Origin of the sequence: Paraburkholderia terrae, assembly GCF_002902925.1 — a bacterium.
Taxonomy (GTDB): domain Bacteria; phylum Pseudomonadota; class Gammaproteobacteria; order Burkholderiales; family Burkholderiaceae; genus Paraburkholderia; species Paraburkholderia terrae.
Genome location: NZ_CP026113.1, coordinates 1110093 through 1134581, shown reverse-complemented (window position 1 = coordinate 1134581; position 24489 = coordinate 1110093). Strand labels below are relative to the sequence as shown.

The window sequence follows — 24489 nt, the reverse complement described above, 5'->3', positions numbered from 1 at the left end:
TTGCTATATCGATCGTGAAATGGGGCCGGTTTGATATGCGTGGCTATGCGGCGGGCGGCACGTCGAAGCCCAACGGCAGTGTCACGCGGAAAGTCGTGCAGCCCGGACCCGACTGCGCCTGTATCGTCCCGCCGTGCCGGTTGACCACGATGCGGTACGCAATATGCAGACCGAGCCCCAAGCCATGGTCGTGCGCCCCGGCGACGTGCTTTGAAGTGAAGAAAGGCTCGAAGAGATGGGTCAAGGCCTCCGGCGGAATGCCCGGCCCATTGTCGGCGATCTCGACGACGGCGCAGTCGGCATCGCGCCGCGTTCGGATCGTGATCGTGCCCTGCCCGCTCATCGCCTCGATCGCGTTCTCGATGATCCGCGTCCAGACCTGGTTCAATTCGCTCCCATACACCTGAAGACGCGGCAAGCTGTGGTCATAGTCGCGTATCACGTCGATGCCGCGCTTCATCTCGTGCATCATCACGGTCAGCGTGTCGTCGATGCCGTCGTGAATGTCGATCTCCTGCTGCGGGCCCTGATCCATGAACGAATACGACTTCATCGCGGCCACGATATCGGAGATGCGCAGTGCGCCTTGCATCGCTTCGTCCATCATCGAGCGAAGGTCCAGCACACGTGCAATCCAGCCGACGGAGGAATCGAACTGCCGCATGTCCAGGCTGCCGGCCAACGGGCCAAGGTCCTCCACGGTGACGCCGTGGGCAACGAGGACGGGTGCCGCGAGCCAAGGCTTCGTGACGCCATGCTTGGCCAGCCAGTTGCCGAGCCGCTCTTCTGCATCGCTTCGCTGCAACGAATTCAGCGTGCCGTCAGGCGCCTTGCCGTTTGCCAGAGCGCCGAGTCGAGCAACGACCTCGCGCGGCACGGCATTGCAGCCGAGCGCCAACGCCGCATCTTCGAGCGCCGCAAACTCGCGGCGCATGTGATCGAGCGCACGCGTCAAAGCGGCAGCGGGATTGTTCAACTCGTGCGCGAGCCCTGCCGCGAGCTTGCCCAGGGCGGCGAGTTTCGCGCGATTGAGATCCGCTGTTTCCAGCGCAGTCAGCCAGTCCGTCATCACGCGCGCGACGACACGCCCAAACGGACCGCACGACATGAACAGTTCGCGGAAAGCCGCCTCAGGCAGCCGCGCAAGACGGCTCTCGCGCATGGCCGTCAGCGTGGCCGGGAAAGGTATCGAAGCGATCACGCACGGCGTGCCGAACACATCCGGCGCAGGAAAGCGCTCGCCGTAGTCCCGTCCGTCGTCGCGTCTCGTCGTCGTGAGTTCGCCTTCGAGCAGAATCAGCAGGCTCGTGGTCATTTCGCCTTCGCGCAGCAGCACCTCGCCGGCACTGACGGAGAATTCGGTCAGGTTGTCACGCAGCCATTGCAGCCGGTCCTCCGTGAGGTCGGCGAACACGGGTACCTTGCTCAACGTGTGGAGTTCGATCATGGCTCGCTCTCGCTGCTCAGACAGAAGTCCCGCGCTACAAACAGGCAGCAGCCCGGCTACAGCGCATGTCGCCGGCTTCGAACCCGTTGATTCAGTTTAGGTGATCGGCAGGTCGACGGGGAGCGCTAGAGCAGGACAGGGCAAGCCGTACTCAACAGGTAGAACGCTGGTATCGGTTCGCTGCGACGACGCGAAAAGAAGCAGTCAACGGAGACGTTAAAAGGCACTGCGTGATTATTGCGATGATGGCGGCGGCTGAAACCAGTCGGCTCGGAAATGGCACCCGGACACGGCGGTGCCGACACCAGACGAAAGTCGATCGCGGTCCGGCATATCGATGCGCCGCACGGCCACCGAGTCCGCCCGTTGCTGACGCTCGAAGTCGGCCATCAGTTTCTCGATTTCGCGCACGAGATGGACCCTTCCCCGCTCGGCGCGATCCGCGTCATCCCGCAGCCGTGCGATTTCCAGATCGAGCTGTTTCCGGTCCAGGGCCGCACGGCGACTGAATAACCATGCAATAACAAAGCGCACAGCAGCGGCCAGAACAAGCGGCAACGGCCACATATCCTTCACCCATTCGGTCAAAGCACTGAATGTGCTCATGGCCGTTCTCCCTCTTTGACCATGCTGTGTTTCCTTTCCACTTCTAGCTTTGCAGAAATGCGAGAACGCGCGGAAGCGGCGCTGACTCAAAGCGTCGCGCCGGCATGTTGCCCGTGTCATTGCGAAACGCCGGAATGAATTCTTCGGTATCTCGATGCAGCGCACATGGGGCGCGAGTCCCGATGTTCGCCAGGAGCATCCACGCAACGCGAAAAAAACCGGGAAACCCCGGGACTTGCGTTACGCCCAGCACAGGGTGGTCATCGTCTCCAGCGCAACGGTGAACTATCACCATTCGATGCCGCGCTTTCGCCCAGCGGCTCTGCTGCAAATCGGAGGACCGGTAGATTAAGTACCGGCTTCCAACCAGTTTCTACGCCGGATTCACAACCGACGCACGCCCATCGACCCTTTCTTTCCATGCGCGAAGCGCGTTGCAATCGGCCGGCACGTCGATTTTGGCGAAGTGCGCAAACAGCAGCCCAGCCCAGACGGTGATGTCGGCCATCGAAAACGCATCGCCCGCGACATAAGGCTGGGCTTCAAGCACGCTATCGAAATAGCGCATGCCCGCGACGGCCTTTTCGCCCTGGAGCTTCCCCCACTCGGCGCGAGCCGCCCACTGTGGATGCTTGTATTCGCGCAGCGCATCGCCCAATCCCGCCGTCGCATGATGAAAATAAATGCCTACAGGATCGATGAGTTCCGACTCGGCGCGCTTTTGCATCATGTGAATCACACCTTTGTCGCGCGCGGTCTTGCCCGTGAGGATCGGGTCGCCGTCCAGATTGTCGAGATACTCGGTAATCGCCGTACATTCAGCGATGCGGGTTCCATCGTCGAGTTCGAGCACGGGCACGGTGCCTGTCGGATTGATCCTCAAAAACGCGGCTTGCTTGTGTTCCGCCGCAGGCAAGTCGACCTTGACGAACTCGACTTGCGAAGCGAGCCGCTTCTCGGCCAGCACGATGCGAATGCGCAACGGGTTCGGGAACCCGGGGATGTCATAGATTTTCATATCTGGTCCTTGATCGAAGTTTACTTACCAACCGCTAAGTAAGTGAGATCGAATCGTAGAGAGGGTTGAGCTGTTGTGTCAAGACTTACTTATCGATAAGTAAGCTTACGAACCAGTTGGTAAGTGATCTGCTATGATTGCGCGCATGAATACTCCCGACACGAAAAGCCGCATCCTCGCGGTGGCGCGCCACATGGTGCAGGCCCACGGATACAACGCGCTCAGCATTCGCGAGGTCGCGAACGAAGTCGGCATCAAGGGCCCCGCCGTTCACCATCACTATCCGACCAAGGGCGACCTGGGCGCGGCGCTCGCGCGGCAGTACAGCGACGACGCGATCGCATTTCTGGAGGGCTTGCTCGAGCAGCACAGGAGCGAGCGCGCGACCTTCGACCACTACATCAAGGTGTTTCGAGCAGCCCTTGAAAACGACAACCGCATGTGCTTGAGCGGCATCATGGCTGCCGAGCATCACGATCTTCCCGCGGAGGTCAAGGTCGAGGTACAGCGATTCATGGATATCAACGTCGAATGGCTGACTCGCCTGCTTTCGCTCGATGCCGAGCGAAAGGACAAGAAAGCAAACAAGGCTCGTGCGATGGCGATCTTCGCGGCAATCGAAGGGGCGCAACTCATTGCGCGCGGCCGGTCGGACCTTCGGGTTTTCGATGAGACGATGCGCGCGTATCGAACGCACGGACTGATTCCCTGAGGCTCAACCAAGGCAGCGTATCCCGTTGGGTGACGCGTAGGCGATCTACGCCCAGTCTCAGTCTGATAGATCAGAGGAAAAACCCCACGCCAGCCATATGGCGTTCAAGAATAAGCTTTGAAGCATCGCTTCGTTGCGAGTTGACGGAGAAGCGGTAACGTAGAAGGTCGTTCACCGGCAACCCTGCCCTAACCTTTGCGATCCGCGATGTTGACTACCGCCGAAAAAGCCGCCGACTGGCTGCTCTCCGGGCTCGAACTGCGCAGCACGCTGTTTCATGTCGGCCAGTATTGCGGTGACTATCGTGCATCCACGGCCGGCCATCAGCGCGCCAGTTTCCATCTCGTTCTTCATGGCGAATGCTGGCTGCACTTACCGCCACGTAACGGTCAGCCGGCGGCGAGTACACGGCTCGCGGAAGGCGACGCCGTTTTCCTGTTGCACGACATGATTCATTGTCTGTCGCCGGACGCGCTGCCGCCCGGCGATTCCGAGTTCACGGTCCGAACCGGCACGATGACGCCGCTCGAAGCAGAGAACGGGACATTGTCGGGGAACGCAGGCGGCGTGGGGCTGGCATGTGGCTTCTTCGAGTACAGATCGGATCTCGGCGAGGCGATTCATGGTTTATTGCCCGATCACATCATCGCGCGACACGACGACGTCAAACTCGCCGGCGCACGTGTCGTATTCGAACTGATCCGGACAGAAGCAATCCGCACGGGAGATGCGCCTTCTCCGTTGGTCAATCGCCTCGCTGACCTGCTGTTCTTCTATGCGCTGCGCTCGGTTGCGAGCGCGGATGACTTTGCGCCCGGATTGTGGTCCGTCATGCGCAGGTCTGAGTTCGCGCCGCTGGTCAACGCCATCATCGAGCATCCGGCGCAAGAATGGACCACGCATTCAATGGCGACGTTCTGCCACATGTCACGCGCCAGGTTCTGCAGGCAATTCGCTGAGGTGAGCGGGCAACCGCCTGCCCAGTTTCTGGCCATGCTGCGGATGAAAGTCGCGGCCGAGATGCTTCGGCAGGGCGCGAGCACGCTCGATGCTGCGGAACAGGTGGGCTATCAATCCGAGTCGGCTTTTGCGCAGGCCTTCAGACGTGTCACCGGCCTGCATCCCGGTGCGTGCCGAAAAGAACGAAACGCTTCGGCTGCCCACATCGCGACATCTATCGAGAATCGCGTATCGGCGCACTAGTTACCTCACGGCGAGACGAATTAGCAGAAAGTTGAGACAGGCGCGCATTGCTGGTTGCCACACGAGCGCCAACAATGAGGCTTTACCAGAGAGGTAGCCATGAGCCGTCTGCAACTGCACACCGTCGAAACCGCGCCCGAAGCGAGCCGCCCTTATCTTCAGAAAGCGCTCGACAATAACGGCTTTCTGCCGAATCTGGTCGCCTCGCTCGCGAACGCACCCGTTGCGCTCGAAACCTATCTGAAGGTCGGAGAAATCAACGGGCGCAGCGGTCTTACGCTCGCCGAGCGCGAAGTCGTGCAGATTACCGCGGCGGGTATACACGGCTGCGGTTTCTGCGTCGCAGGACACACTGCCGTTGCGTTGAAGAAGGCGCAATTGCCTCAGGCTTTAGTCGAAGACGTGCGGAGCCAGCAACCGCTTTCCGACCCGCGACTCGATGCCGTCGCCGTGTTCACGCGCGCTGTCATTGCGAGTCGTGGAGCAGTGGCGGACGGCGAACTGTCGGCGTTCCGCGCCGCGGGCTTTACCGACGCCAACGCACTCGAGGTCATACTCGGCGTCAGCCTCGCAACGCTATGCAACTTTGCCAACAATCTCTCGCGTAACGAGTTGAATCCGGAACTCGCGGCTTATCGCTGGGAACCGAAGGCGACCGTCGCATGAGTTCAATCGATTCCATCGAAAGCCAAAGCCATAGCGACGCGCTGCAAGGCGAACTGGCGCGATGGCTCGACGCCAACGCCGAAGCGCTGGATATCGAACAATCCCGTGCGGGTGAAGTGCTGCTTCGCCTCGCACGCGCAGAGATCTTTGGAATCGGCGTGCCGCTTGCACTGGGTGGGGGCGGTGGCTCGATAGCCGACGCAATCGGCGCGGTCGCACAGGTGGCACAGCGCTCGGTGACGGCTGCGTTCGTGTTGTGGGGACATCGAACGTTCATCGAATACCTGTTGAACAGCTCCAATACGGCACTGCGCGACAGATGGCTCCCTGCCCTGTTGACGGGTGAACTTGCGGGCGCTACGGGGCTTTCGAACGCGATGAAGTTCTTGTCGAACATCGAATCGCTGCAAATGCATGCTGTCCGCGAAGCCAGCGGATGGACGCTGAACGGCAGCCTGCCGTGGATCACGAACCTTCGACGCGAAGGCTTTCTTGCCGCCGCCGCATTCGATCACGCCGGCGCCGCGCCACCGTCGATCTTCGCCATTCCCAGCGACACAGAGGGCGCACATCGCAGCGACGACCTCGATCTGATTGGATTGCGCGCGAGCAATACAGCCGCCCTGACATTGAAGGACGCGGTGCTCGATGAGCAGTATCAGATAAGCGCTGACGCGCCGGCCTTTCTCGCACGCGTACGGCCCGCGTTTTTGGGACTTCAATGCGGGCTCTCGCTGGGACTCGCGCGACGCGCACTGGCTGCCGTCGCTGAAGCCGGCGACGGTACGCGTGCCACTATCAAGTCCGAAGCTGCCCGCATCGAAGCGACACTGGACGCCGAAACGGATCAACTGATGACAGGCGTCAGCGATGCGAGCTTTCTGCAGCGGCCGGCATCGCTGTTCGAACTGCGGATCTCGCTCGCGCAGACCGTGAGCGCCGCTGTAGGGCTGGAAGTCCAGGCAGCGGGCGGGCGTGGCTATCTTCGCCAGCAGGCGGGAACGGCGCGCCGGGTGCGAGAAGCGTCGTTTATCCCCATCGTGACGCCAAGTCTCGTCCAGTTGAAGAGCCAGCTGGCGCTGCACGAACGGACTGTCGCTCAATGACGGGCGCGCGCATTCGCACCGCCGGGCTCACGCTGCGTTATCCGAACCGCAGTGTCCTTCAGGGCGTCGATTTCTCGATGGAACCCGGAGAACTCGTCGCGATTCTGGGGCCGAGCGGCGCGGGCAAATCATCGTTTCTGCGCACGGTCGCGGGACTCGTTCGGCCTTCATCGGGCACGGTGCTGGTGGACGATCAACCCGTCGCCGGTCCACACGCCGATGTAGCACTCGCCTTCCAGGATCCGTGCCTGCTGCCGTGGCTCAGCGTCGAGCGCAACGTTGCGTTTGGCCTGACATTCGCGCGTCAGCCGCATCTTTCCCGCGCCAGCCGCAAGGAACGTGTGACGCTCGCGCTGCGTGAAGTCGCGCTCGAGCACAGCCGAACCTGGACGCCTTCGCAGCTTTCGGGCGGCATGGCGCAACGTGCCGCGCTGGCGCGCTGTCTCGCGCGCCAGCCGAGAGCGTTGCTACTGGACGAGCCATTCGGCGCGCTCGATGAAGTGACGCGCGCCGACATGCAGCAACTGCTGGTGAAGGTCGTTCGCCATACGGGCGCGTCCACGCTCATCGTCACGCACGATATCGACGAGGCGCTTCTGGTTGCAGACCGTATCTTGCTGCTCGGGAACAACGGCACCGTCGTCGACGAATGGACCGTCGATGTGCCCGCGCCGCGTGCGCCGCACATCCAGAAGCTCGGCGAAATGCGTATTCAAATACTGCGGGCGCTGCAAAACTCGATGTCTCGCGCTGCCTGATCTGATCGGGGAAAATGAAATGTGTCAACTGCCGATGTCCCGCCGCGAGTGGCTCAAGCTCGCCTCCATGTTCACGGTCGCGGGTGCTGCGCCGCTGCTCGGCGCGCTGAACGCGAAAGCCGCGGCTGAACCCGACGCGCCTGTGCGGATCGGATATCTGCCCATCACCGACGCCACGCCGCTGCTGGTCGCCCACAACAACGGTTATTTCGAAGCGGCAGGCGTTCGCGCAGACAAGCCCGTTCTGCTGCGGAGCTGGGCGCAGCTAGTCGAGGCGTTTCTCTCTGGGCAGGTCAACGTCGTCCACCTGCTTTCTCCGATGACCGTGTGGGCGCGATACGGCAGCCAGGCGCAGGCGAAGATCGTCGCATGGAACCACGTGAACGGGTCGGCGTTGACCGTGACACCCGACATCAATTCGCTCGCGGACCTGGGTGGCAAGACCGTTGCCGTGCCGTTCTGGTATTCCGTTCACAACGTCGTGTTACAGGACATGCTACGGGCGCAGGGGCTGCAACCTGTCCTGAAGAAAAACGGCGCGTTGACGGCCAAAGAGGTCAACCTGATCGTGATGGCGCCATCGGACATGCCGCCCGCCCTTGCGTCGCGGCAGATCGCGGGCTACATCGTGGCCGAGCCATTCAACGCGGCGGCGGAACGCCGGAACGTCGGCAAGATTCTTCGCTTTACGGGCGATGTCTGGGAAAACCACGCATGTTGTGTCGTGTTCATGCACGAGCGCGACCTGACGCAACGGCCCGCGTGGTCGCAGAGCGTCGTCGATGCCATCGTGAAGGCGCAATTGTGGACGCGGGCGCATCCGCTGGACGCCGCGAAGCTGCTCTCCAAGGAAGGCCCCAACCACTACACGCCGCACGACTCGCAACTGCTCGCACGCGTTCTGGCGCCGCCGCCGGGTGATGAAAGCCGCTATCTCGGCGACCGTGCGATCGTGCATGCCGACTGGCACGCGCGACGGATCGATTTCCAGCCCTACCCTTATCCGAGCTATGCCGAGGAACTGGTACGCCGTCTTAAGACCACTCAGGTGGACGGGTCGAGTGAGTTCCTGGCCAAACTGGACCCGGCATTCGTCGCGCGCGATCTCATCGACGACCGGTTCGTCAGAAAGAGTATCGACAAGGCGGGTGGCATGGCGGCCTTCGGCCAGCCGGCCGGCTTTGCGCGCAAGGAGACGATCGTTGTCTAGTGTCCTCGTTCGTGAGCCTGCCCAGCGCGCCTCCGCTGGCGCGCCGCGCGCCCGTATCAACGGGTCAGCTGTGTTGCTCGGTACGCTCGGGCTCGTCGCGGTGATCGCGCTGTGGTGGCTCGCCGTTGCGCTGCTCGGCCGTAGCAATGCCATGGTGGCGCAGTTCGCCCCTCAGCGCGCGCTCGCCGCGCTACCTGCACTCGTCACTCAGGATCAGCTGTTCGGTCATGTCCTGACCAGCCTGAAGCGCGTTGCGGTCGGGCTGTTCTGGGCGCTGCTTGTCGGTGTGCCGACGGGGTTTGCGATGGGGCGCATCCGCTGGCTGGAGCATGCGCTGTCGCCGACGATGCAGCTTCTGCGCATGGTGTCGCCGCTTTCGTGGATGCCGATCGCCGTGATGTCGCTGGGAGTAGGCGATCACGCGGTGTATTTCCTGCTGGCGTTCGCCGCCGTCTGGCCTGTGATATTGAGCACCGCATCGGGCGTCGGGCAAATCGATCGCCGCTGGATCGAACTCGGCGAGAGTCTTGCCGCGACGCGAGCGGAAATGCTGTGGCATATCTTTGTGCCGGGCATCGCGGCGCATGTGCTCACCGGCGTGCGGCTCGCCATCGGTATTCTGTGGATTGTGCTCGTGCCTGCTGAAATGCTCGGCGTCAGTGCGGGTCTCGGTTATCTGATTCTCGACACACGAGACCGGCTTGCCTATTCCGAGTTGACGGCCGTCATTCTCGTGATAGGTCTGCTGGGATTCGCGCTCGATCTGCTCGCGCGTCTTGCCTATCGAAGGCTTCAACAGTTCTGAATGGCCCGTCGCGTGGTGCATGCATAGCGATGCTCGGGACGCCCTCTATCACGACGATTCGTTGATTGCGTGTTCATCCGTCGTGGCGCTTTCCCCGCCGTCGACAACTCCCGACTGACGATCTCTGGAGAAACGCCGGATTTCGCACGGCGGCTTCGGCATCGGTTGATCATCGGCAAATGCCGTCGCACATAACACGGCGAACGCCAGGGCCGCTTGCCGGTTGGCGAAGTGTCCCAGGTCTCCCAGCGATGTCGCTTCGCCGTCCTCCTCGAGAATCGACACGCGCGACACGAAGAGCCGGCCGCGTTTCGCGGCCGACGTCTGGACGGCTATCCCACGGTGATAGAACAGCATGACTTCTCCCGAGTTTCGCTTTCGCTCGCGCCAGCCGATTGCATGCGCCGTCATCCGGCAAAGCGCATGCGCCCTCGCCGCTTATTGCGCGGCCGGAATCCACGCGGCGGTCGCTGCATCGCTCGAACGGAATGCGGGGAATTTCGCGCCAAGATCCGCGATCGTCTTGATGTCGTTCTTCACCAGATCGTCGCGGGTGATCAGGGTCGGCTTGACGACGATGTGATGCCCCGGGTCCTGCCCCGCCACCAGCAGCGCCGCAGCGCGCACCGATACAGCACCGACGACGGCGGGATTGGTTGCCGCTGTCGCCACCCACGCGCTGCCGGGCGCACGGATGGCTTCGATATCGGCCGTCGATATGTCCGCGCTGTAGATGCGCAGCTTCGACGAGAGCTTCGCCTCGTCGGCGGCCAGTTTCGCGCCGCGCGCGAACTCATCGTACGGTGCGAACACGACGCGAATCTCCGGATGCGCGCGATACGCAGCCGAAGCCTGGTTCGCAACCGACTGCGCGATCGGATTATCGACCGTGCCCCAGCGCGCCTTTTCCTGCACGTTCGGATGCGCGCGCTTGAAGTCGCGCCACACGGCGTCGCGCCTGTCGAGAGGTGCAAAGCCCGCGACGTACACGTAACCCGCCGCAAACGTGTCGCCGTTGTCCTTCACTGCCTGATCGAGCAATAGCGAGGCAAGATCATGATCGCTCTGCTCGATCTGCGGGACCTTGGGGTTAGCCAGATCCACGTCGAAAGCGACGACCTTGATGCCCTTATCCAGCGCGCGTTGCACGACGTCCTTCAGCGACTCCGGCAAGCCATGATTGACGATGATGGCCGACACGCCAAGGCTGATCGCCTGCTGGATCTGTTCACGCTGTTCCGAAGCGTCCTGGCGGCCTTCGTAAATACGTAGGTCGACGCCCAACGCCTTGGCCTGTTTCTGCGCACCCGCTTCGTACGCCTGGAAGAAGTCGCCCGTCGACAGATAGTTGACGAGCGCGATCCGCACGCCGCCCTTGTCGAACGGAGCCGGCGCGCCCTTGAGCGGCTCTGCGCTCACGGACGCCGCTGACAATACCGTGGCCGAGCACAATGTCAGCGCGCCGAGCGCGCGCAACCATACCGACCGGCTTTGAAACAGCGATTTCATCGAATTTCCCCTTGTTTGATGTGTAGTGGCTGACGACGTCAGTTCCATGCGTGGCGTGCCGGTTTCACGCCGTTCAGATAGTAGTTGCCGACGAGGTGATACTTCCATCGGACGGGATCGTGCAGCGTATGCGTGCGCGCGTTGCGCCAGTGACGGTCGAGGTTGTGTTCACTCAGCGTGGATTGCGTGCCCGCGAGTTCGAAGAGTTTTTCGCCCGCCAGCAGCGCGATCTCGGTGGTCAACACTTTCGCCTCGCCCACCGCCACCGACGCGCGAGCGACATCGTCTTCCGTCGTCTCGCCCTTCGCCGCCAGTTCGTCGATCACGCGCGCGGCACGCTCGAGCAGCGCCTCCGCGGCATGCAACTGGATATGCAGGCGGCCGATTTCGCGCAGCGTGAGTGGATCGTCACTGGCCTTTTCGACGCCGCTGTCCACCCACGGGCGTGTGCGTGTTCGCACAAACGCAAGCGTGTCGTCGATGGCGGCCTTCGCAATGCCCGCATCGATCGCGGCCTGAATGATCTGCGAAACCGGACCGTTGAGGGTCGGCTCGTCCGATACGCGTTGCGCAGGCAGCACGTGCGAAGCCCGCACGCGCACTGCATCGAGCGTGACCGTGCCGCTTGCGGTCGTGCGCTGGCCAAAACCGGACCAATCGTCGATCACATCGAGGCCCGCCGTGCCCTTCGGGATATACGCGAGCCATGCCTTGCGTTCATCATCGAGACCCAGCACGGGCACGAAATGCGCGAACAGTGCGCCCGTCGAATAGAACTTCGTGCCGTCGATCACGTATTCGTCGCCTTCTCGCCGCACCTTCGTCTTGAGATCGAGCACATGTTTCGTGCCTTTCTCGGAGAAGCCGTTGCCGAAGCGCTTGCCTCCCAGTACCTGCGCAAAGAAATAGCGCTTCTGCTCTTCGGTTCCCGTCAACGCAATGACATCGACGAGGCCGAAATGGTTCTGCGGCAATTGTCCAAGCGAAGGGTCGGCGGCAGAGACGATCTTGATCACCTCAGTCAGCGTGACGAAGGACACGCCCGCGCCGCCATATGCCTTAGGCACCGTGATGCCCCAAAGCCCCGATTGCGAGAACCATTCGATTTCTTCGCGTGGAAGGCGACGCTCGCGATCGCGCTCGGACGCGCCCGCAGCGACACGCCGCGCAAGTTCATGCGCGACGGCAATGGCCTGTGCGTCATCCGAAATCACGCGCACAGTGCGCGTGTTCGTATCCGCCTGCTGTTGATCCGTTACGTCCGTTTCGGCCATGAATGTCTCCGTTTTGATGACTGTCGGCAGAATCTATCAACGCCTCGCTCAAACACAAACTGAGCGATTAGAGAATGGATATGACGTCGGGCCGCAGATGGTTTTCTGCTCTTACGCACGCACACCTGCGCGCGAACCGACGCTGAACGTGAAGGCCAATGCAAACACGAGTAGCACACCCTTGATGAAATCCTGCATGTAATACGGCGCGTTCAGCATGGTCAGGCCATTGAGCAGCACGCCGACGAACACGGCACCCACCACCGTGCCGAGCACGTTGGGCCGCTTCGCGCCCCACACCGCATAACCGACGAGCGCCGCCGCAACGGCGTCGAGCAGCAACGAATGCCCTGCGCTCACATCGCCCCGGCCCACGCGCGCCGCAATCAGAACGCCGCCCAACGCTGATATCGTCGCGGACGCAACATAAGCTGCGATACGGTAGCGAGCCGTCGGCGCGCCTGCGAGGCGCGCGGCCGTTTCGTTTCCTCCGATCGCATAGATCACCCGACCCCAGCGCGTCGCCTCCATGACGAAGCACGCGATTGCTGTCAGTGCCGCGAGCAGCAGCACGGGTAGCGGAATGATGTCGAACATCCGCGAGCGTCCTAACGCAAGGAACAGATCGGGAAAACTGCCTGTCGCCTCCGTGCCGTCCGGCAACACGGTCCCCGTCGCAAGCGAGCGTCCGCCCGTCGGAATCAGTTGCAGCCCAGCGAGCAGGAACAGCGTGCCGAGCGTGGCAAGCTGATCGGGCACGCGCAAACGCGTAATCAGCAATCCATTGAACAGCCCTGCGATCACGCCGAGCGCGAGACAGGCCAGCACGGCAGCCCATGCCCCGCCGTGCCATACGATCAGCACATAGCTCGCCGCCATCTGCGCCGTAGCCGCGACGCTGCCCACTGAAAGATCGAAGCCGCCCGCAGCTAGCGTGATCGTGACGCCTATGCCCAGCAGCGCAACGATCGAGACGGCCTGCAGAATGCTCAACAGGTTGTCGACATTCAGAAACGCCGGCTCGCGCACCGCGAACACAACAACCAGCGCAGCGAGCACCAGCAGGATGCCCGTGCGTTCAAGATGCTCGCGCAGACTACGCGACGGCGGCTGTTCCACTGATTGCGTAGAGGCGTTCGTCGTCACAGGCGTGGTGGTCGATTTCATGAATGAGTGAGAACAACAGAAGAAATGGAATCAGCAGGTGCCGCGCGATCGAGCGTCGTGCCCCGATCGAAATGCACAACGCGATCGGCGATCTCGAAAGCCTCTTCGAGATCGCTGACGAACACGAGCGTCGCGCGCCCGGCCGCATGCTTGCGCAACAGCTCGACGATATCGGCGCGCGCGCCCGCGTCGACCCCCTGAAACGGTTCATCGAGCAGCAACAGCTTCGACGGTTCCGCGTGCCAGCGCGCGAGCACGACCTTTTGCTGGTTGCCGCCCGACAGACGCGACAGCCGGTCGTCCGGTCCCGTGCAGCGCACGCCGAATGCGGCAATCGCCTCGCGAGCGGCCGCGCGCTCTTTCTCGCCGCGTACGAAGCCGTGCCTATGCCAGCGGGGAAGAAACGGAAAACTGAGCGTGCCTGCGATCGACGCGAATGGCACGCTGTCGGGGAACAGCGACGAACGCCAGCGATCTTCTCCGGCAAGGTAGACACCCGCGCGAATCGCGTCAGCGGGCGAACGCGGACGCCACGGTTTGCCCATCAATTGCATATCGCCTTCGACGGCTCGCGTCTCGCCGAATATGACGCGCGCAAGACGCGATTTGCCGCCGCCGACAGGTCCCGCAATCGCAACAATCTCGCCTTCTTCCACGTCGAGATCGAAAGGTGTAGCGGCGGGCGTCAACTTAAGATCTCGCACGCTGAACAACACATTGCGAGATGTGCCGGGTACGCGCGACGTGATGCGTTCGGTGGGAAGCGCATGGCCGATCATCGTCTCTATCGCGGCATCGAAGTCGATGGGCGGACGCAGATCCGCGACGATGCGTCCATCGCGCATGACGGTCACGCGGTCGGCGATGCGGCGCAAATCACCAAGACGATGCGACACCAGCAATATCGCCGCCCCGTCGGCACGCAGACGCTCGATCAGCGCGAAGAGCCGCTCTGCTTCCGGTGCGGAGAGACTCGCTGTCGGTTCATCGAGTATCAATAGAGACGGATTGCCGGCCAGCGCACGAGCCAACGTGACGAGTTGCTGTGCAGCCAGCGACAGCGAATTCAGCGGCGCAGACAAGTCCACGTCGAGTCCGACGCGCTCCGCGAGAGGCCGCGCGGCGTCGACTCGCGCCGCAGGCGTCATGCGCCACGACGACGCGCGATCGCAAAGCCGGTCGAGCAGCAGATTATCTGCAATGGATAACGTCGGCACCACGGCATCGGCGATGCTCTGATGCACGGTTGCGACGCCGAGCCGTTTCGCGTGCTGTGGCGACGAAGGCGCGAACGGCTCGCCGCGCAACGACAGCGCGCCACTATCCGACGCGTAGACACCGCTGACTATCTTGACGAGCGTCGATTTTCCCGCGCCGTTCGCGCCCATCAACGCAACCACTTCGCCCTCGTGTATGTCGATGTCGAGATGCGCCAGCGCGACGGTTGCGCCGAATCGCTTCGTGATCGAGGTGGCCTTCAGAACAGGTTGATTCATTGGGCAGACGAGCGCTATTCGATGCATGACCTTTCATGCTAGACAAACTCGTCAACGTTGCAAACGAATGACTCTTCATATGCTTAGTATTCTGAATCGATTGATAGCGCCCTCTGTCTTCGCAGCCAGAAAGCCGTTATGGTCGCCGAAAGTCGTAATGCGGATAACGATCTGCCAATCCATTATTTACGAGCGCTAGCAGAGCATTTTTATACTCGCTTGAGTCCGGCGCTCATCGCGCGTCGCGGGCTTCGTTATCGTTATTTCAAAGGATTTGCATGACCACATCGCACGCCGTCGATTTATCCGCCGGAACCGACTACGAAACACTCGCTAATCGCTTTCGCCCCATCTTCGCGCGTATCGCGGAAGGCGCGGCACATCGCGACCGTTCGCGCGAATTGCCACATGAAGCGATCGGCTGGCTGAAAGACGCGGGCTTCGGCGCCGTACGGATACCCATCGCGCACGGCGGCGCTGGCGCATCGCTACCGCAGTTGTTCAGCCTTCTGATCGAACTCGCGGCCGCCGACTCGAACCTGCCGCAAGCATTGCGCGCCCATTTCGCATTCGTCGAAGACTGGCTGAATGTGCCTGCCGGTGCGGACCGCAATACGTGGTTCGACCGCTTCGTGAGCGGTCAACTGGTTGGCAGCGCCTGGTCCGAGGTGGGTGACGTAGCCGTCGGCGCGCTGGCGACGAAAGTATCGAACCGGGATGGCCGGTTCGTGTTGAACGGTTCCAAGTACTACAGCACGGGCAGCATCTTTGCGGAATGGATCGACGTGCTCGCGCAACGCGAGGAAGACGGCAGTGAGGTGATCGCCGCCGTCAGCACGAATCAACCTGGTGTGATCCGCAAGGACGATTGGGACGGCTTCGGCCAGACGACCACGGGTAGCGGCACCACGGTATTCGACAACGCTTCCGTCGATGCGCACAACATCATCGCCTTCGAGCGGCGCTTCAAGTATCAGACCGCGTTCTATCAACTCTTGCATGTCGCCACGCTTGCGGGCATCGGCGCAGCGGTTACGCGTGACGTCGGAACACTCGTGCGGCAGCGCAAGCGGATCTACAGCCATGGCAACGCGCCGCATGTAAGTGAGGACGCTCAGATCCAGCAGGTAGCGGGCGAGATCGCATCGTGGGCCTATGCTGCGCAGGCGCTGACCGTGCAGGCGGCGCAGCCTTTGCAGCGCGCGTACGAAGCACGCTTCGCCGAAGACGCGGACGCGGAACATCGCGCCAATGTGGAAGCAGAGATCGAATCGGCGCAAAGCCAGCTTGTGGTGTCGGACCTCGTATTGCGCGCCGCGACGCATCTGTTCGATGCGCTCGGCGCGTCGGCGACAAGTACTGCCCAGGCGCTCGACCGTCACTGGCGCAACGCGCGCACCGTGTCGTCGCACAATCCGCTCGTCTACAAGGCGCGCATCGTCGGCGACTGGGTGATCAACGGCAAGGAGCCGCCGTTTATCTGGAGCATCGGCAACGGCCCCGGCCGTGGGAGCAAGTGAGCATCATGAGCAAGCCCATTCGCTTCAATGCGTTCGAGATGAATTGCGTCGGTCACCAGTCGCCGGGATTGTGGTCGCATCCACGCGACCGCTCGTGGCAATACAAGGATCTCGAATATTGGACCGATCTCGCGAAGATACTGGAGAAAGGTATTTTCGACGGCATCTTCATTGCCGACGTGATCGGTTATTACGACGTCTACAAGGGCAACAACTATCACGCGCTGCATCAGGCGGCGCAGATACCCGTCAACGATCCTCTGCAGCTTGCCGCGCCGATCGCGATGGTCACCGAGCACCTTGGCATCGGCATCACGGCGTCGACGAGTTTCGAGCATCCGTACACGTTCGCGCGCCGGCTCTCGACGGCCGATCACCACACGAAGGGTCGGCTCGCCTGGAATATCGTCACGTCGTATCTGGAGAGCGGCGCAAAGAACATCAGCGAAGGTGGGTTGCGCGATCACGGCAATCGCTATGAAGTCGCGACGGAATACGTCGAGGTGCTGTACAAGCTGCTGGAAGGAAGCTGGGAAGACGGCGCGGTCGTGCGGGACCGTGAGAACCGCGTGTTCTCGCATCCGGAAAAGGTCCACGAAATTGGACACAAGGGCAAGTATTTCGAAGTGCCCGGTTATCACCTTTGCGAGCCTTCGCCACAGCGCACGCCGGTGCTTTTTCAGGCGGGTGCGTCGGGGCCAGGCAAGGCGTTCGCCGCGCAGCACGCCGAATGCGTGTTCGTCGCCGCGCCGACACAAGCCGTGCTCAAAAACTACGTGAGTGAAGTCCGCCGCCAGGCAGCGGAAGCGGGACGCGACCCTGACAAGCTGCTGATCTACAACCTGGTCACCGTGATCGTCGATGAAACCGATGCGAAGGCACATGCGAAGTTCGAAGAGTACAAGCGCTACGTGTCCTATGACGGTTCGCTCGTTTTCATGTCCGGGTGGACGGGCATCGACTTCGGGCAGTACGCGCCCACCGATCTGGTGAGACGGGTCGAGACCAATGCCATCGTCTCGGCGGTCGAACACCTGTCGGGCGGCGACAAGGCATGGACGATCGAGGAACTCGCGACGTGGGGCGGCGTTGGCGGCATGGGCCCGGTGTTCGTCGGCTCGCCTTCGACGGTCGCGGACATCCTGCAGCAATGGGTCGAAGCAACGGGCGTCGATGGATTCAATCTCGCGTATGCGATCGCGCACGAGACATTCGAAGATGTCGTGCATTACCTCGTCCCTGAACTGCAACGACGCGGCGTCTATCCGGACGCGTACGCGCCTGGGACACTGCGCGAAAAGCTGTTCGGCGGCAGCGCGCGTCTGCCCGAGACGCATCCTGCCGCCCGCTTTCGCGATATCGAACGTGTCAAGCGCGAGTCGGAGCAGACGCTGCAGCCTACAGCGCCAACCGTTGCGAATCCCGAAGTCGAAACCGTGAAGTGACCCGCGTACGGGCATTCCAATCATCGAACCATTCTTAGCCTGGAGCACCCCTACAGATGAGTCATATCACCGTCGATACGCACGGCAGCGGCACGCTGCGCCGTGGATATCTGTCTTTATCGGAATTGATCGCGCAATCCATCGGCCTGGTCGGCGCGGCGGGAGGCGCCGGCCTGCTGGTGCCCGCCGTCTTCGCCACGGCCGGCAACGGCACGTGGCTGGCCTATCTGTTCGCGACGGTAGGCCTGTTGTTCGCGTCATGGAGCATCACGCAATTTGCCAAACGCACGGCCTCGCCTGGTGCGCTCTACACCTATGCCGCGCGCGGTATAGGGCCGATATGGGGCGTCGTTGCGGGCTGGTCGTTGCTGATCGCCTATTCGATCGGCGCGGCGGGCATCCTGCAAGGCACCGTCAACGAAACGGTTGTCCTGCTGAAAGATGTCGGGGTGTTTGGTGCCAATGGTGTGTGGCTGCCTGTTTCGCTGGCGATCACCGCGATCATCGCGCTGGCTGCGTGGATCATCGCGTATCGCGACATCCGCCTGTCGACACGCACCACGCTCTGGATCGAGCTAACGACGGTCGCGTTGATTCTGCTCGTGATCGTCGCAGCGTTGTTTGCGAAGCATCGCTGGGCCGACGGCAGCCAGTTGACGCTCGACGGCGTAAAACCCGACCAGTTGAGGCTCGGCATGGTGCTGGCATTTTTCAGCTTCACGGGCTTCGAAAGCGTGACGGCGCTCGGTCTTGAGGCGAAAGAACCATTCCGGCTGATTCCGCGTGCCGTTATCGTCAGCATTCTCGGCCCGGCTGCGCTGTTCCTCATCACGTCGTACGGCCTTGTCGCGCTCTTCCACAGCGAAACGACACCGCTCGATCAGGTCAGCGCGCCGCTGTCGTCCGTCGCGCATGGTATCGGCTTCGGTGCCGTGGGCATTCTCATTGATCTGGGCGTCGCATTGAGCTTCTTCGCGGCGTTCTTTTCGTCGATCAACGCCGCCGCGCGCCTGCTCTACACCTTCGCACGCCAAGGTCTGTTGCATGCGGCAACAGGGCGCGCGCACGCGGGCAATGCGACACCCCACATTGCCGTTACGTTCGTCGCGCTGTTCTCGCTGATCACGGGCCTCGCATTCCAGCTGGCAGGCACATCGCTGTTCGATTCATACGGCTATCTCAGCACGATCGCCACGTTCGGCTTTCTGTTGACCTATGTGATCGTCGCGATAGCGGCACCGCTGTTCCTGCGCAAACGCGGCGAACTGAAGCCGCTGCACGTGGCGATCACGGTCATTGCCGTTGTGCTGATCGGTATTCCGTTCGCCGGCAGCGTTTATCCTGCGGCGCCGGGCGCCTATGCGGTATTGCCCTACGTGTTCGTCGCGCTGCTGCTGGCGGGACTCGGGTGGTTTCTTGCGCTGCGTCTGTTCGCCCCGCATCGGCTGCGTGAGATCGAAGCGGAACTGGCGTCGGCGGACGATCGTGTCGAGACGCGCGCAGGCGAAGCATCGGCTGTGACACTGCGCGACGCATAACGTGACGAGGCATGGCGCCATCCGGCGCCATGCCTCGCAATAACGAACATCAGGCCCGTCGCGTCGAAAGACGGCGAACCACCGAGATCATCGCGTCGACCTCATCGCATGTGTTGTAGAACGCAAGCGATGGACGCACAGTGGCCTCAAGCCCGAAGCGGCGCAAGATCGGCTGTGCGCAGTGATGCCCGGCACGCACGGCGATCCCCTCCTGGCTGAGCGCCTGCCCGACCTCTTCCGTCGTATAGCCCTTCAGCACGAACGACAGCACGCTGGCCTTGTCGTGCGCAGTTCCGATGAGCCGCACACCCGGCACCGGCGCAAGCACGCTCGTCGCGTACGCGAGCAGATCGTGTTCATAACGCGCGATATTCTCGATGCCGATACGCGTCACATATTCGAGCGCGGCCGCAAGGCCCACTGCATCCGCGATATTGCCCGTGCCCGCCTCGAAGCGCGACGGCGGCGGCTGGAACACCGTTCGTTCGAACGTCACATCCGCGATCATGTTGCCGCCGCCCTGCCACGGCGGCATGTCCTCGAGCAGCGCCCGCTTGCCGTAGACGACACCGATCCCTGTCGGTCCAAAGATCTTGTGACCCGAGAACACGAAAAAATCCGCATCGAGCGCCTGCACGTCGACACGCATGTGCGACACCGACTGCGCGCCGTCGACCAGCGCCTTCGCACCAACCCGATGCGCCATGTCGACGATCTCCGCGACGGGCACCACGGTGCCGAGCGCATTCGACACCTGAGTGACCGATACGATTTTCGTGCGATCGTTGAGCAGCTTGCGGTATTCGTCGAGCAGCACCTGGCCCGAATCGTCGACGGGTATCACGCGCAGTTTCGCGCCCTTTTGCGACGCAAGCTGCTGCCAGGGCACGATGTTCGCGTGATGCTCCAGATGCGACACGACGATCTCGTCGCCCGCGCCAACGTTCTGCTCGCCCCATGACTTCGCGATCAGGTTGATCGCCTCCGTCGTACCGCGCACGAACACGATCTCCTCCGGCGATGAAGCACCGATGAAGCGCTGCACGGTTTCACGCGCATGCTCGTAGGCATCCGTGGCGCGGCCCGCAAGCGTGTGCGCGGCGCGATGGATGTTCGAGTTCTCGTGCTGGTAGAAGTACGAAAGCCGGTCGATCACCGACTGCGGCTTTTGCGTTGTCGCCGCGTTGTCGAACCAGATCAGCTGCTTGCCGTTGACACGCTCCTGCAGGATCGGAAAGTCGCGGCGAATCGCGTTGACGTCGAACGGCGGGTGGCCGGCCGGCACAGCGGCTCCGCTCGCGCGCGGGTCAGTCCCGGCATGCGCACCTTCGGCAAAGTACGGCGCGCTACCGCGCGGCACGCCATAGGGATCGGCGGCAGGCGCGAAGCGATGAATCGACAGCAGCTCGCGCAGGTCCTGCTCGCCCGGCAAGCCGAACGACGCGGGCGCGGCAGCGCCATTTCCCGGCATGGTGAAGTCTTCTCCGGAACGCGACCAGCCGCGTCCTGGCGTATCCATGAAATAGAACGGCGACGCGGGCGCTGCGTCCGTCGACGCATGTGAAGACGATGCCGCCGAGCGTGTCGCGCTTCCCGCCGAAACCGGTCCACCGCCCTGCACGGGTGGCACGCTGAGCGCCGCTCCACCCGCACGCGGTTCGAGCGCTGGCGCAATCGTCACGACGTTATCGGGAAGTCCATTCTGCGCGGCGGCATGCGGCGCGAGCGCGGGTGCGCGATTGCCGAGCGACAGGATATGCGTCGGCGCACCCGGCAGCAGGTTGGCGCCCGGCACCTTGCCTTGCGGCAGTGAAAGCCCCGGCACGCCCGTCCCGGTGCCGCCCGGCCCGGCAAGTGGCGAGCCGGGCGGAGCGGGATTGCTGACCGACGACAGGATCGGTGCGGCAGCCGGCAACGCCGAAGGCACACCGCCGACCGCGCCGCTGCCTGCCGAAATGTCCGGCGTGGTGGCGCCACCCGGCAATGCGCTGAAGAACTCTGTCGCGAGCCGAGCAAGCTGTGCCGGATCGGGCAGTCCTGCCGGCAACACAGGCACCTGCCTATCGGGCAACGGGCTTGCGCCCAGCGGACTACCGGTAGGTGTCTGCATAGTCATGGTATTTGCCGATCTCTACGTCGTCGAGCACTGCGAGCGCGTCGGGGGAATGCACCGCGAGCGAGCAATAAAGCGAGATCAGATACGACGCGATCGCCTGGTTGTTGATGCCCATGAAGCGCACCGACAACCCCGGCCCCTGCTCTCCCGCGACGCCAGGCTGATAGAGACCGACCACGCCCTGACGCTTGTCGCCGACACGCAAAAGCAGCACCTTCGTCTTGCCATCGGCGACGGGCACCTTGTCCGACGGAATCAGCGGAATGCCGCGCCACGTGATGAACTGCGAGCCGAACAGGCTGACTGTCGGGGGCGGCACGCCACGGCGGGTGCATTCCCGCCCAAACGCAGCGATCGCCAACGGGTGCGTGAGGAAAAACGCGGGCTCTTTCCACACCTTCGTCAGCAGTTCGTCGAAATCGTCCGGCGTCGGCGCACCTGTCAGCGGAAACACGCGCTGCTCTTCATCGACGTTCGCCAGCAGGCCGTAGTCGGGATTGTTGATGAGCTGACTTTCCTGGATCTCCTTGATCGTTTCGATCGTCAGACGCAACTGTTCCTTGATCTGGTCGTGCGGGCTGCTATAGAGATCGGAGATTCGAGTGTGGACATCGAGCACCGTGCTGACGGCATTCAGGAAATACTCGCGCGGCTGTTCCTCGTACGGCACGTATGTCGTGGGGAGCGTGCTTTCGTCTTCCCGCGCCGTACACAGCGCCTGAACCGCTTCCGGGTCTTTGACGCGGTTGAGCCGGTAGATGCCCGCCTCGACAGGGACCCACTGAAGCAAATGGGTCAGCCAGCGCGGCGTGATGATCGAAAGCTGAGGGACAGTTTTGGTGGCATTGGCTAGTTGCCGTGCTGCGTTATCGCCGAGCGCGGTCTGGCCGCTCGCTAACGTCGACATACGATGGCTCCAGGTCGTTAGAAGAAAAACGGGAATGCTTATGACGGCACGGAATTATCGGGAGCCCGAAAAAGCGGCTCAACATGCTATAGCCATCATTGCGCTGCATCGCGGCTGCTGCGAACGTCCGCTCGTGTTGCTCTGTTGCGTTTAGTTCGCCCGGCGCGAGCGTCGATCGATCAGACGGGAAGCTGAGGCGGCGTCGCGCCCCGCTCGTGCGGCTGCGGCTCGCCTCGCGGTGACGCGCACAAAAGTGTTGCGATGGGTACGTTGAAAGCGCGTGCGAGTTTGTCTGCCGTCACGATCGATGCAATTGCACTGCCGCGCTCGATCTCGCCGACGTACGAACGGTTCAGCCCCGCGTACTCGGCAAGTTGCTCCTGCGACCACGCTTGCGCTTCACGCAGGGCGCGCACGGTCGCCCCAAAGTCGTGAACGAGCCCGGTCATCCGAGTGCTCCCGCCGATACCCCGTTGACGACAGACGCAGGCCGCGCGGTCTCGCTGCGCAGCATCGCCTGCGTGACATGCGAGCCTGCCGCGACGTCGTGCGTGATCCAGACGTTGCCGCCGATCGTCGCACCGCGCCCGATCGTCACCCTGCCGAGTATCGTCGCGCCCGCATAGATGACGACGTCGTCCTCGACGATGGGATGACGCGCGAGCCCCTTCTCGAGATGACCGTTCTCGTTGAGCGGAAAACGCTTCGCGCCAAGCGTCACCGCCTGATAGACCCGCACGCGCTCGCCGATGACGGACGTCTCGCCGATCACGACGCCCGTGCCGTGATCGATGAAAAAGCCCGAGCCGATTCGCGCGCCCGGATGAATGTCGATACCCGTTTGCGCGTGCGCCAGCTCGGCAACGATCCGCGCGAGCAGCGGCAAGCCGAGGCCATACAGTTCGTGCGCGAGACGGTGATGAATCATCGCGAGAATGCCGGGATAGCACAGCAGCACTTCGTCCACGCTGCCTGCTGCCGGATCGCCGTGATAGGCCGCGATCACGTCGCTGTCGAGCAGCGAGCGAATCTCGGGCAAGCGTTCCGCGAATGCACGGGTAGCGGCGAGTGCGCGTGTCTCGATGGCTTCGGCTTCTGTCCTCTCACGCCGCGCGGCGTAGTGCAATTCGAGGCGCGCCTGAGCGAGCAGACCGTGCAATGCTGCATCCAGCGCGTGAGCGACGTAGAAGTTTTCGCTTTCCTGACGCAGATCGGGTGGCCCGAGGCGCATTGGAAAGAGCGCGCCTTTCAATGCGTCGATCGCTGCCGCGAGCGCGTCGCGCGAAGGCAGATCGCGCCCGCCGGGCTCCAGCGCGCGCCGCTGTCCGTCGCGCCATTGTTGCCGGACGGCCTGAAGCGATCCGGCGATGCTGTCGATATCGAATGCGCCCACTGCGATGCTCCTTATGCTTCGAAAACCGACAAGCTGCGAGTCACGCTGGGCGTCACGCGCAGCGCTCACGCATTTCCCAAAGAGCCGGACAGACCGCGCTAGTCCTGCACCCAGGGCAGGCCGACAAAGCGCCAGCCGTTCAGTGTGCCGCGATGCTGCCCGTCGTTGAGGTCCCCTTCGAACCCTTCCAGTACGTTGAATACCTGCGTGAAGCCCGCCTTTGCCGCAGCCTCGGCAGCCAGCGCCGAGCGATTGCCGCTACGGCACAGCAGCAGCACCACGGCATCCTTGCCCGTCTTCGACTCGAGTTCCCTTACGAAACGCGGATTGCGCGTCAGGCTCGTACCCGTTGCCCACGGTACGTGTACCGCGCCCGGCACGTAACCGACGAACTTGCGCTCCTCGGCAGTACGAACGTCGACCAGCACGGCGTCGCCGCTGGAAAAAAGCGCCCACGCATCCTGTGGCGAAACGCCACCCGGATACGTCAAACCTGCCGATGCCGCCTTCTCGCGTGCCGTCTCGAGCACTGCGTTGGTCGGTCGTTCTTCGAGTACTGCTGCCATGTCGCCTCCTTGCTGATGGAAAGTGCC

Annotated in this window: 23 protein-coding genes; 10 read left to right on the top strand and 13 right to left on the bottom strand. The window is 62.6% G+C overall.

All coding sequences use genetic code 11. The features are described 5' to 3' along the window. Positions 1–43: 43 nt before the first annotated feature. The 3 genes from C2L65_RS34930 to C2L65_RS34920 form a co-directional block, all read right to left on the bottom strand. Positions 44–1447 (bottom strand): ATP-binding protein, encoded by a 1404-nt coding sequence (locus tag C2L65_RS34930; RefSeq protein ID WP_042306142.1) that lies wholly within the window; start codon positions 1445–1447, stop codon positions 44–46. A gap of 234 nt (positions 1448–1681) precedes the next feature. Further along, positions 1682–2053 (bottom strand): hypothetical protein, encoded by a 372-nt coding sequence (locus C2L65_RS34925; RefSeq protein WP_081920839.1) that lies wholly within the window; start codon positions 2051–2053, stop codon positions 1682–1684. Between the two features lie 373 nt (positions 2054–2426). Further along, positions 2427–3071, bottom strand: coding sequence for a glutathione S-transferase family protein (locus C2L65_RS34920; protein WP_042306144.1), 645 nt, complete (start codon positions 3069–3071; stop codon positions 2427–2429). Between the two features lie 133 nt (positions 3072–3204). Between C2L65_RS34920 and C2L65_RS34915 the strand changes: the two genes are divergently transcribed. The 7 genes from C2L65_RS34915 (at position 3205) to C2L65_RS34885 (ending at position 9531) form a co-directional block, all read left to right on the top strand. Further along, positions 3205–3783: a TetR/AcrR family transcriptional regulator gene (locus C2L65_RS34915; RefSeq protein ID WP_042306145.1), complete on the top strand. Its 579-nt coding sequence runs from the start codon at positions 3205–3207 to the stop codon at positions 3781–3783. 207 nt (positions 3784–3990) lie between these two features. Beyond that, a complete protein-coding gene (locus C2L65_RS34910; RefSeq protein ID WP_042306146.1) occupies positions 3991–4986 on the top strand; it encodes an AraC family transcriptional regulator in 996 nt (331 codons plus the stop codon). A gap of 99 nt (positions 4987–5085) precedes the next feature. Beyond that, positions 5086–5652: a carboxymuconolactone decarboxylase family protein gene (locus tag C2L65_RS34905; RefSeq protein WP_042306147.1), complete on the top strand. Its 567-nt coding sequence runs from the start codon at positions 5086–5088 to the stop codon at positions 5650–5652. Continuing rightward, the gene (locus tag C2L65_RS34900) at positions 5649–6758 is read left to right on the top strand and encodes an acyl-CoA dehydrogenase family protein (RefSeq protein ID WP_042306148.1); all 1110 of its coding nucleotides are present in this window, start codon (positions 5649–5651) and stop codon (positions 6756–6758) included. The genes C2L65_RS34905 and C2L65_RS34900 overlap by 4 nt, the downstream gene beginning before the upstream one ends. After that, on the top strand, positions 6755–7516 hold the full coding sequence (locus tag C2L65_RS34895; protein ID WP_042306149.1) for an ABC transporter ATP-binding protein: 762 nt from the start codon (positions 6755–6757) through the stop codon (positions 7514–7516). Before C2L65_RS34900 ends, C2L65_RS34895 begins: the two co-directional genes overlap by 4 nt. A 19-nt stretch (positions 7517–7535) precedes the next feature. Further along, a complete protein-coding gene (locus C2L65_RS34890) occupies positions 7536–8726 on the top strand; it encodes an ABC transporter substrate-binding protein (RefSeq protein WP_042306150.1) in 1191 nt (396 codons plus the stop codon). Further along, the gene (locus C2L65_RS34885) at positions 8719–9531 is read left to right on the top strand and encodes an ABC transporter permease (RefSeq protein ID WP_042306151.1); all 813 of its coding nucleotides are present in this window, start codon (positions 8719–8721) and stop codon (positions 9529–9531) included. Before C2L65_RS34890 ends, C2L65_RS34885 begins: the two co-directional genes overlap by 8 nt. A gap of 48 nt (positions 9532–9579) precedes the next feature. Here the strand turns inward: C2L65_RS34885 and C2L65_RS34880 are convergent, their stop codons facing one another. The 5 genes from C2L65_RS34880 to C2L65_RS34860 all read right to left on the bottom strand — a co-directional run bounded on the left by C2L65_RS34880 (position 9580) and on the right by C2L65_RS34860 (position 14977). Beyond that, positions 9580–9888: a hypothetical protein gene (locus C2L65_RS34880; RefSeq protein ID WP_042306251.1), complete on the bottom strand. Its 309-nt coding sequence runs from the start codon at positions 9886–9888 to the stop codon at positions 9580–9582. Between the two features lie 81 nt (positions 9889–9969). Further along, entirely contained in the window at positions 9970–11040 is a 1071-nt protein-coding gene (locus C2L65_RS34875) for a substrate-binding domain-containing protein (protein ID WP_042306152.1), read from the bottom strand. A 38-nt stretch (positions 11041–11078) separates the two neighbouring features. Further along, on the bottom strand, positions 11079–12314 hold the full coding sequence (locus C2L65_RS34870) for an SfnB family sulfur acquisition oxidoreductase (protein WP_042306153.1): 1236 nt from the start codon (positions 12312–12314) through the stop codon (positions 11079–11081). Between the two features lie 111 nt (positions 12315–12425). Next, entirely contained in the window at positions 12426–13481 is a 1056-nt protein-coding gene (locus C2L65_RS34865) for an ABC transporter permease (RefSeq protein WP_042306154.1), read from the bottom strand. Then, positions 13478–14977: a sugar ABC transporter ATP-binding protein gene (locus C2L65_RS34860; protein ID WP_042306155.1), complete on the bottom strand. Its 1500-nt coding sequence runs from the start codon at positions 14975–14977 to the stop codon at positions 13478–13480. Before C2L65_RS34860 ends, C2L65_RS34865 begins: the two co-directional genes overlap by 4 nt. Before the next feature lie 278 nt (positions 14978–15255). Between C2L65_RS34860 and C2L65_RS34855 the strand changes: the two genes are divergently transcribed. From C2L65_RS34855 to C2L65_RS34845, 3 genes are read left to right on the top strand one after another with little or no spacing between them, the layout of a single operon-like run. Then, positions 15256–16497 carry an acyl-CoA dehydrogenase family protein gene (locus C2L65_RS34855; RefSeq protein ID WP_042306156.1) on the top strand — a complete coding sequence of 414 codons (1242 nt, stop codon included), beginning with the start codon at positions 15256–15258 and terminating at the stop codon, positions 16495–16497. A gap of 5 nt (positions 16498–16502) precedes the next feature. Next, entirely contained in the window at positions 16503–17942 is a 1440-nt protein-coding gene (locus C2L65_RS34850) for an LLM class flavin-dependent oxidoreductase (protein ID WP_042306252.1), read from the top strand. A 56-nt stretch (positions 17943–17998) separates the two neighbouring features. After that, positions 17999–19480 (top strand): APC family permease, encoded by a 1482-nt coding sequence (locus tag C2L65_RS34845; RefSeq protein ID WP_042306157.1) that lies wholly within the window; start codon positions 17999–18001, stop codon positions 19478–19480. Between the two features lie 49 nt (positions 19481–19529). Here the strand turns inward: C2L65_RS34845 and C2L65_RS34840 are convergent, their stop codons facing one another. The 5 genes from C2L65_RS34840 to C2L65_RS34820 form a co-directional block, all read right to left on the bottom strand. Continuing rightward, positions 19530–21596 carry a family 2A encapsulin nanocompartment cargo protein cysteine desulfurase gene (locus C2L65_RS34840; protein ID WP_042306158.1) on the bottom strand — a complete coding sequence of 689 codons (2067 nt, stop codon included), beginning with the start codon at positions 21594–21596 and terminating at the stop codon, positions 19530–19532. Continuing rightward, complete coding sequence (locus tag C2L65_RS34835; RefSeq protein WP_007580014.1) at positions 21571–22503, bottom strand: family 2A encapsulin nanocompartment shell protein; 933 nt, start codon at positions 22501–22503, stop codon at positions 21571–21573. The genes C2L65_RS34840 and C2L65_RS34835 overlap by 26 nt, the downstream gene beginning before the upstream one ends. A gap of 179 nt (positions 22504–22682) precedes the next feature. Next, the gene (locus C2L65_RS34830) at positions 22683–22952 is read right to left on the bottom strand and encodes a helix-turn-helix domain-containing protein (RefSeq protein WP_042306159.1); all 270 of its coding nucleotides are present in this window, start codon (positions 22950–22952) and stop codon (positions 22683–22685) included. Next, positions 22949–23896 (bottom strand): serine O-acetyltransferase EpsC, encoded by a 948-nt coding sequence (gene epsC, locus C2L65_RS34825; RefSeq protein ID WP_042306160.1) that lies wholly within the window; start codon positions 23894–23896, stop codon positions 22949–22951. Before epsC ends, C2L65_RS34830 begins: the two co-directional genes overlap by 4 nt. A gap of 98 nt (positions 23897–23994) precedes the next feature. Next, complete coding sequence (locus C2L65_RS34820; protein WP_042306161.1) at positions 23995–24462, bottom strand: rhodanese-like domain-containing protein; 468 nt, start codon at positions 24460–24462, stop codon at positions 23995–23997. Positions 24463–24489 lie beyond the last annotated feature (27 nt).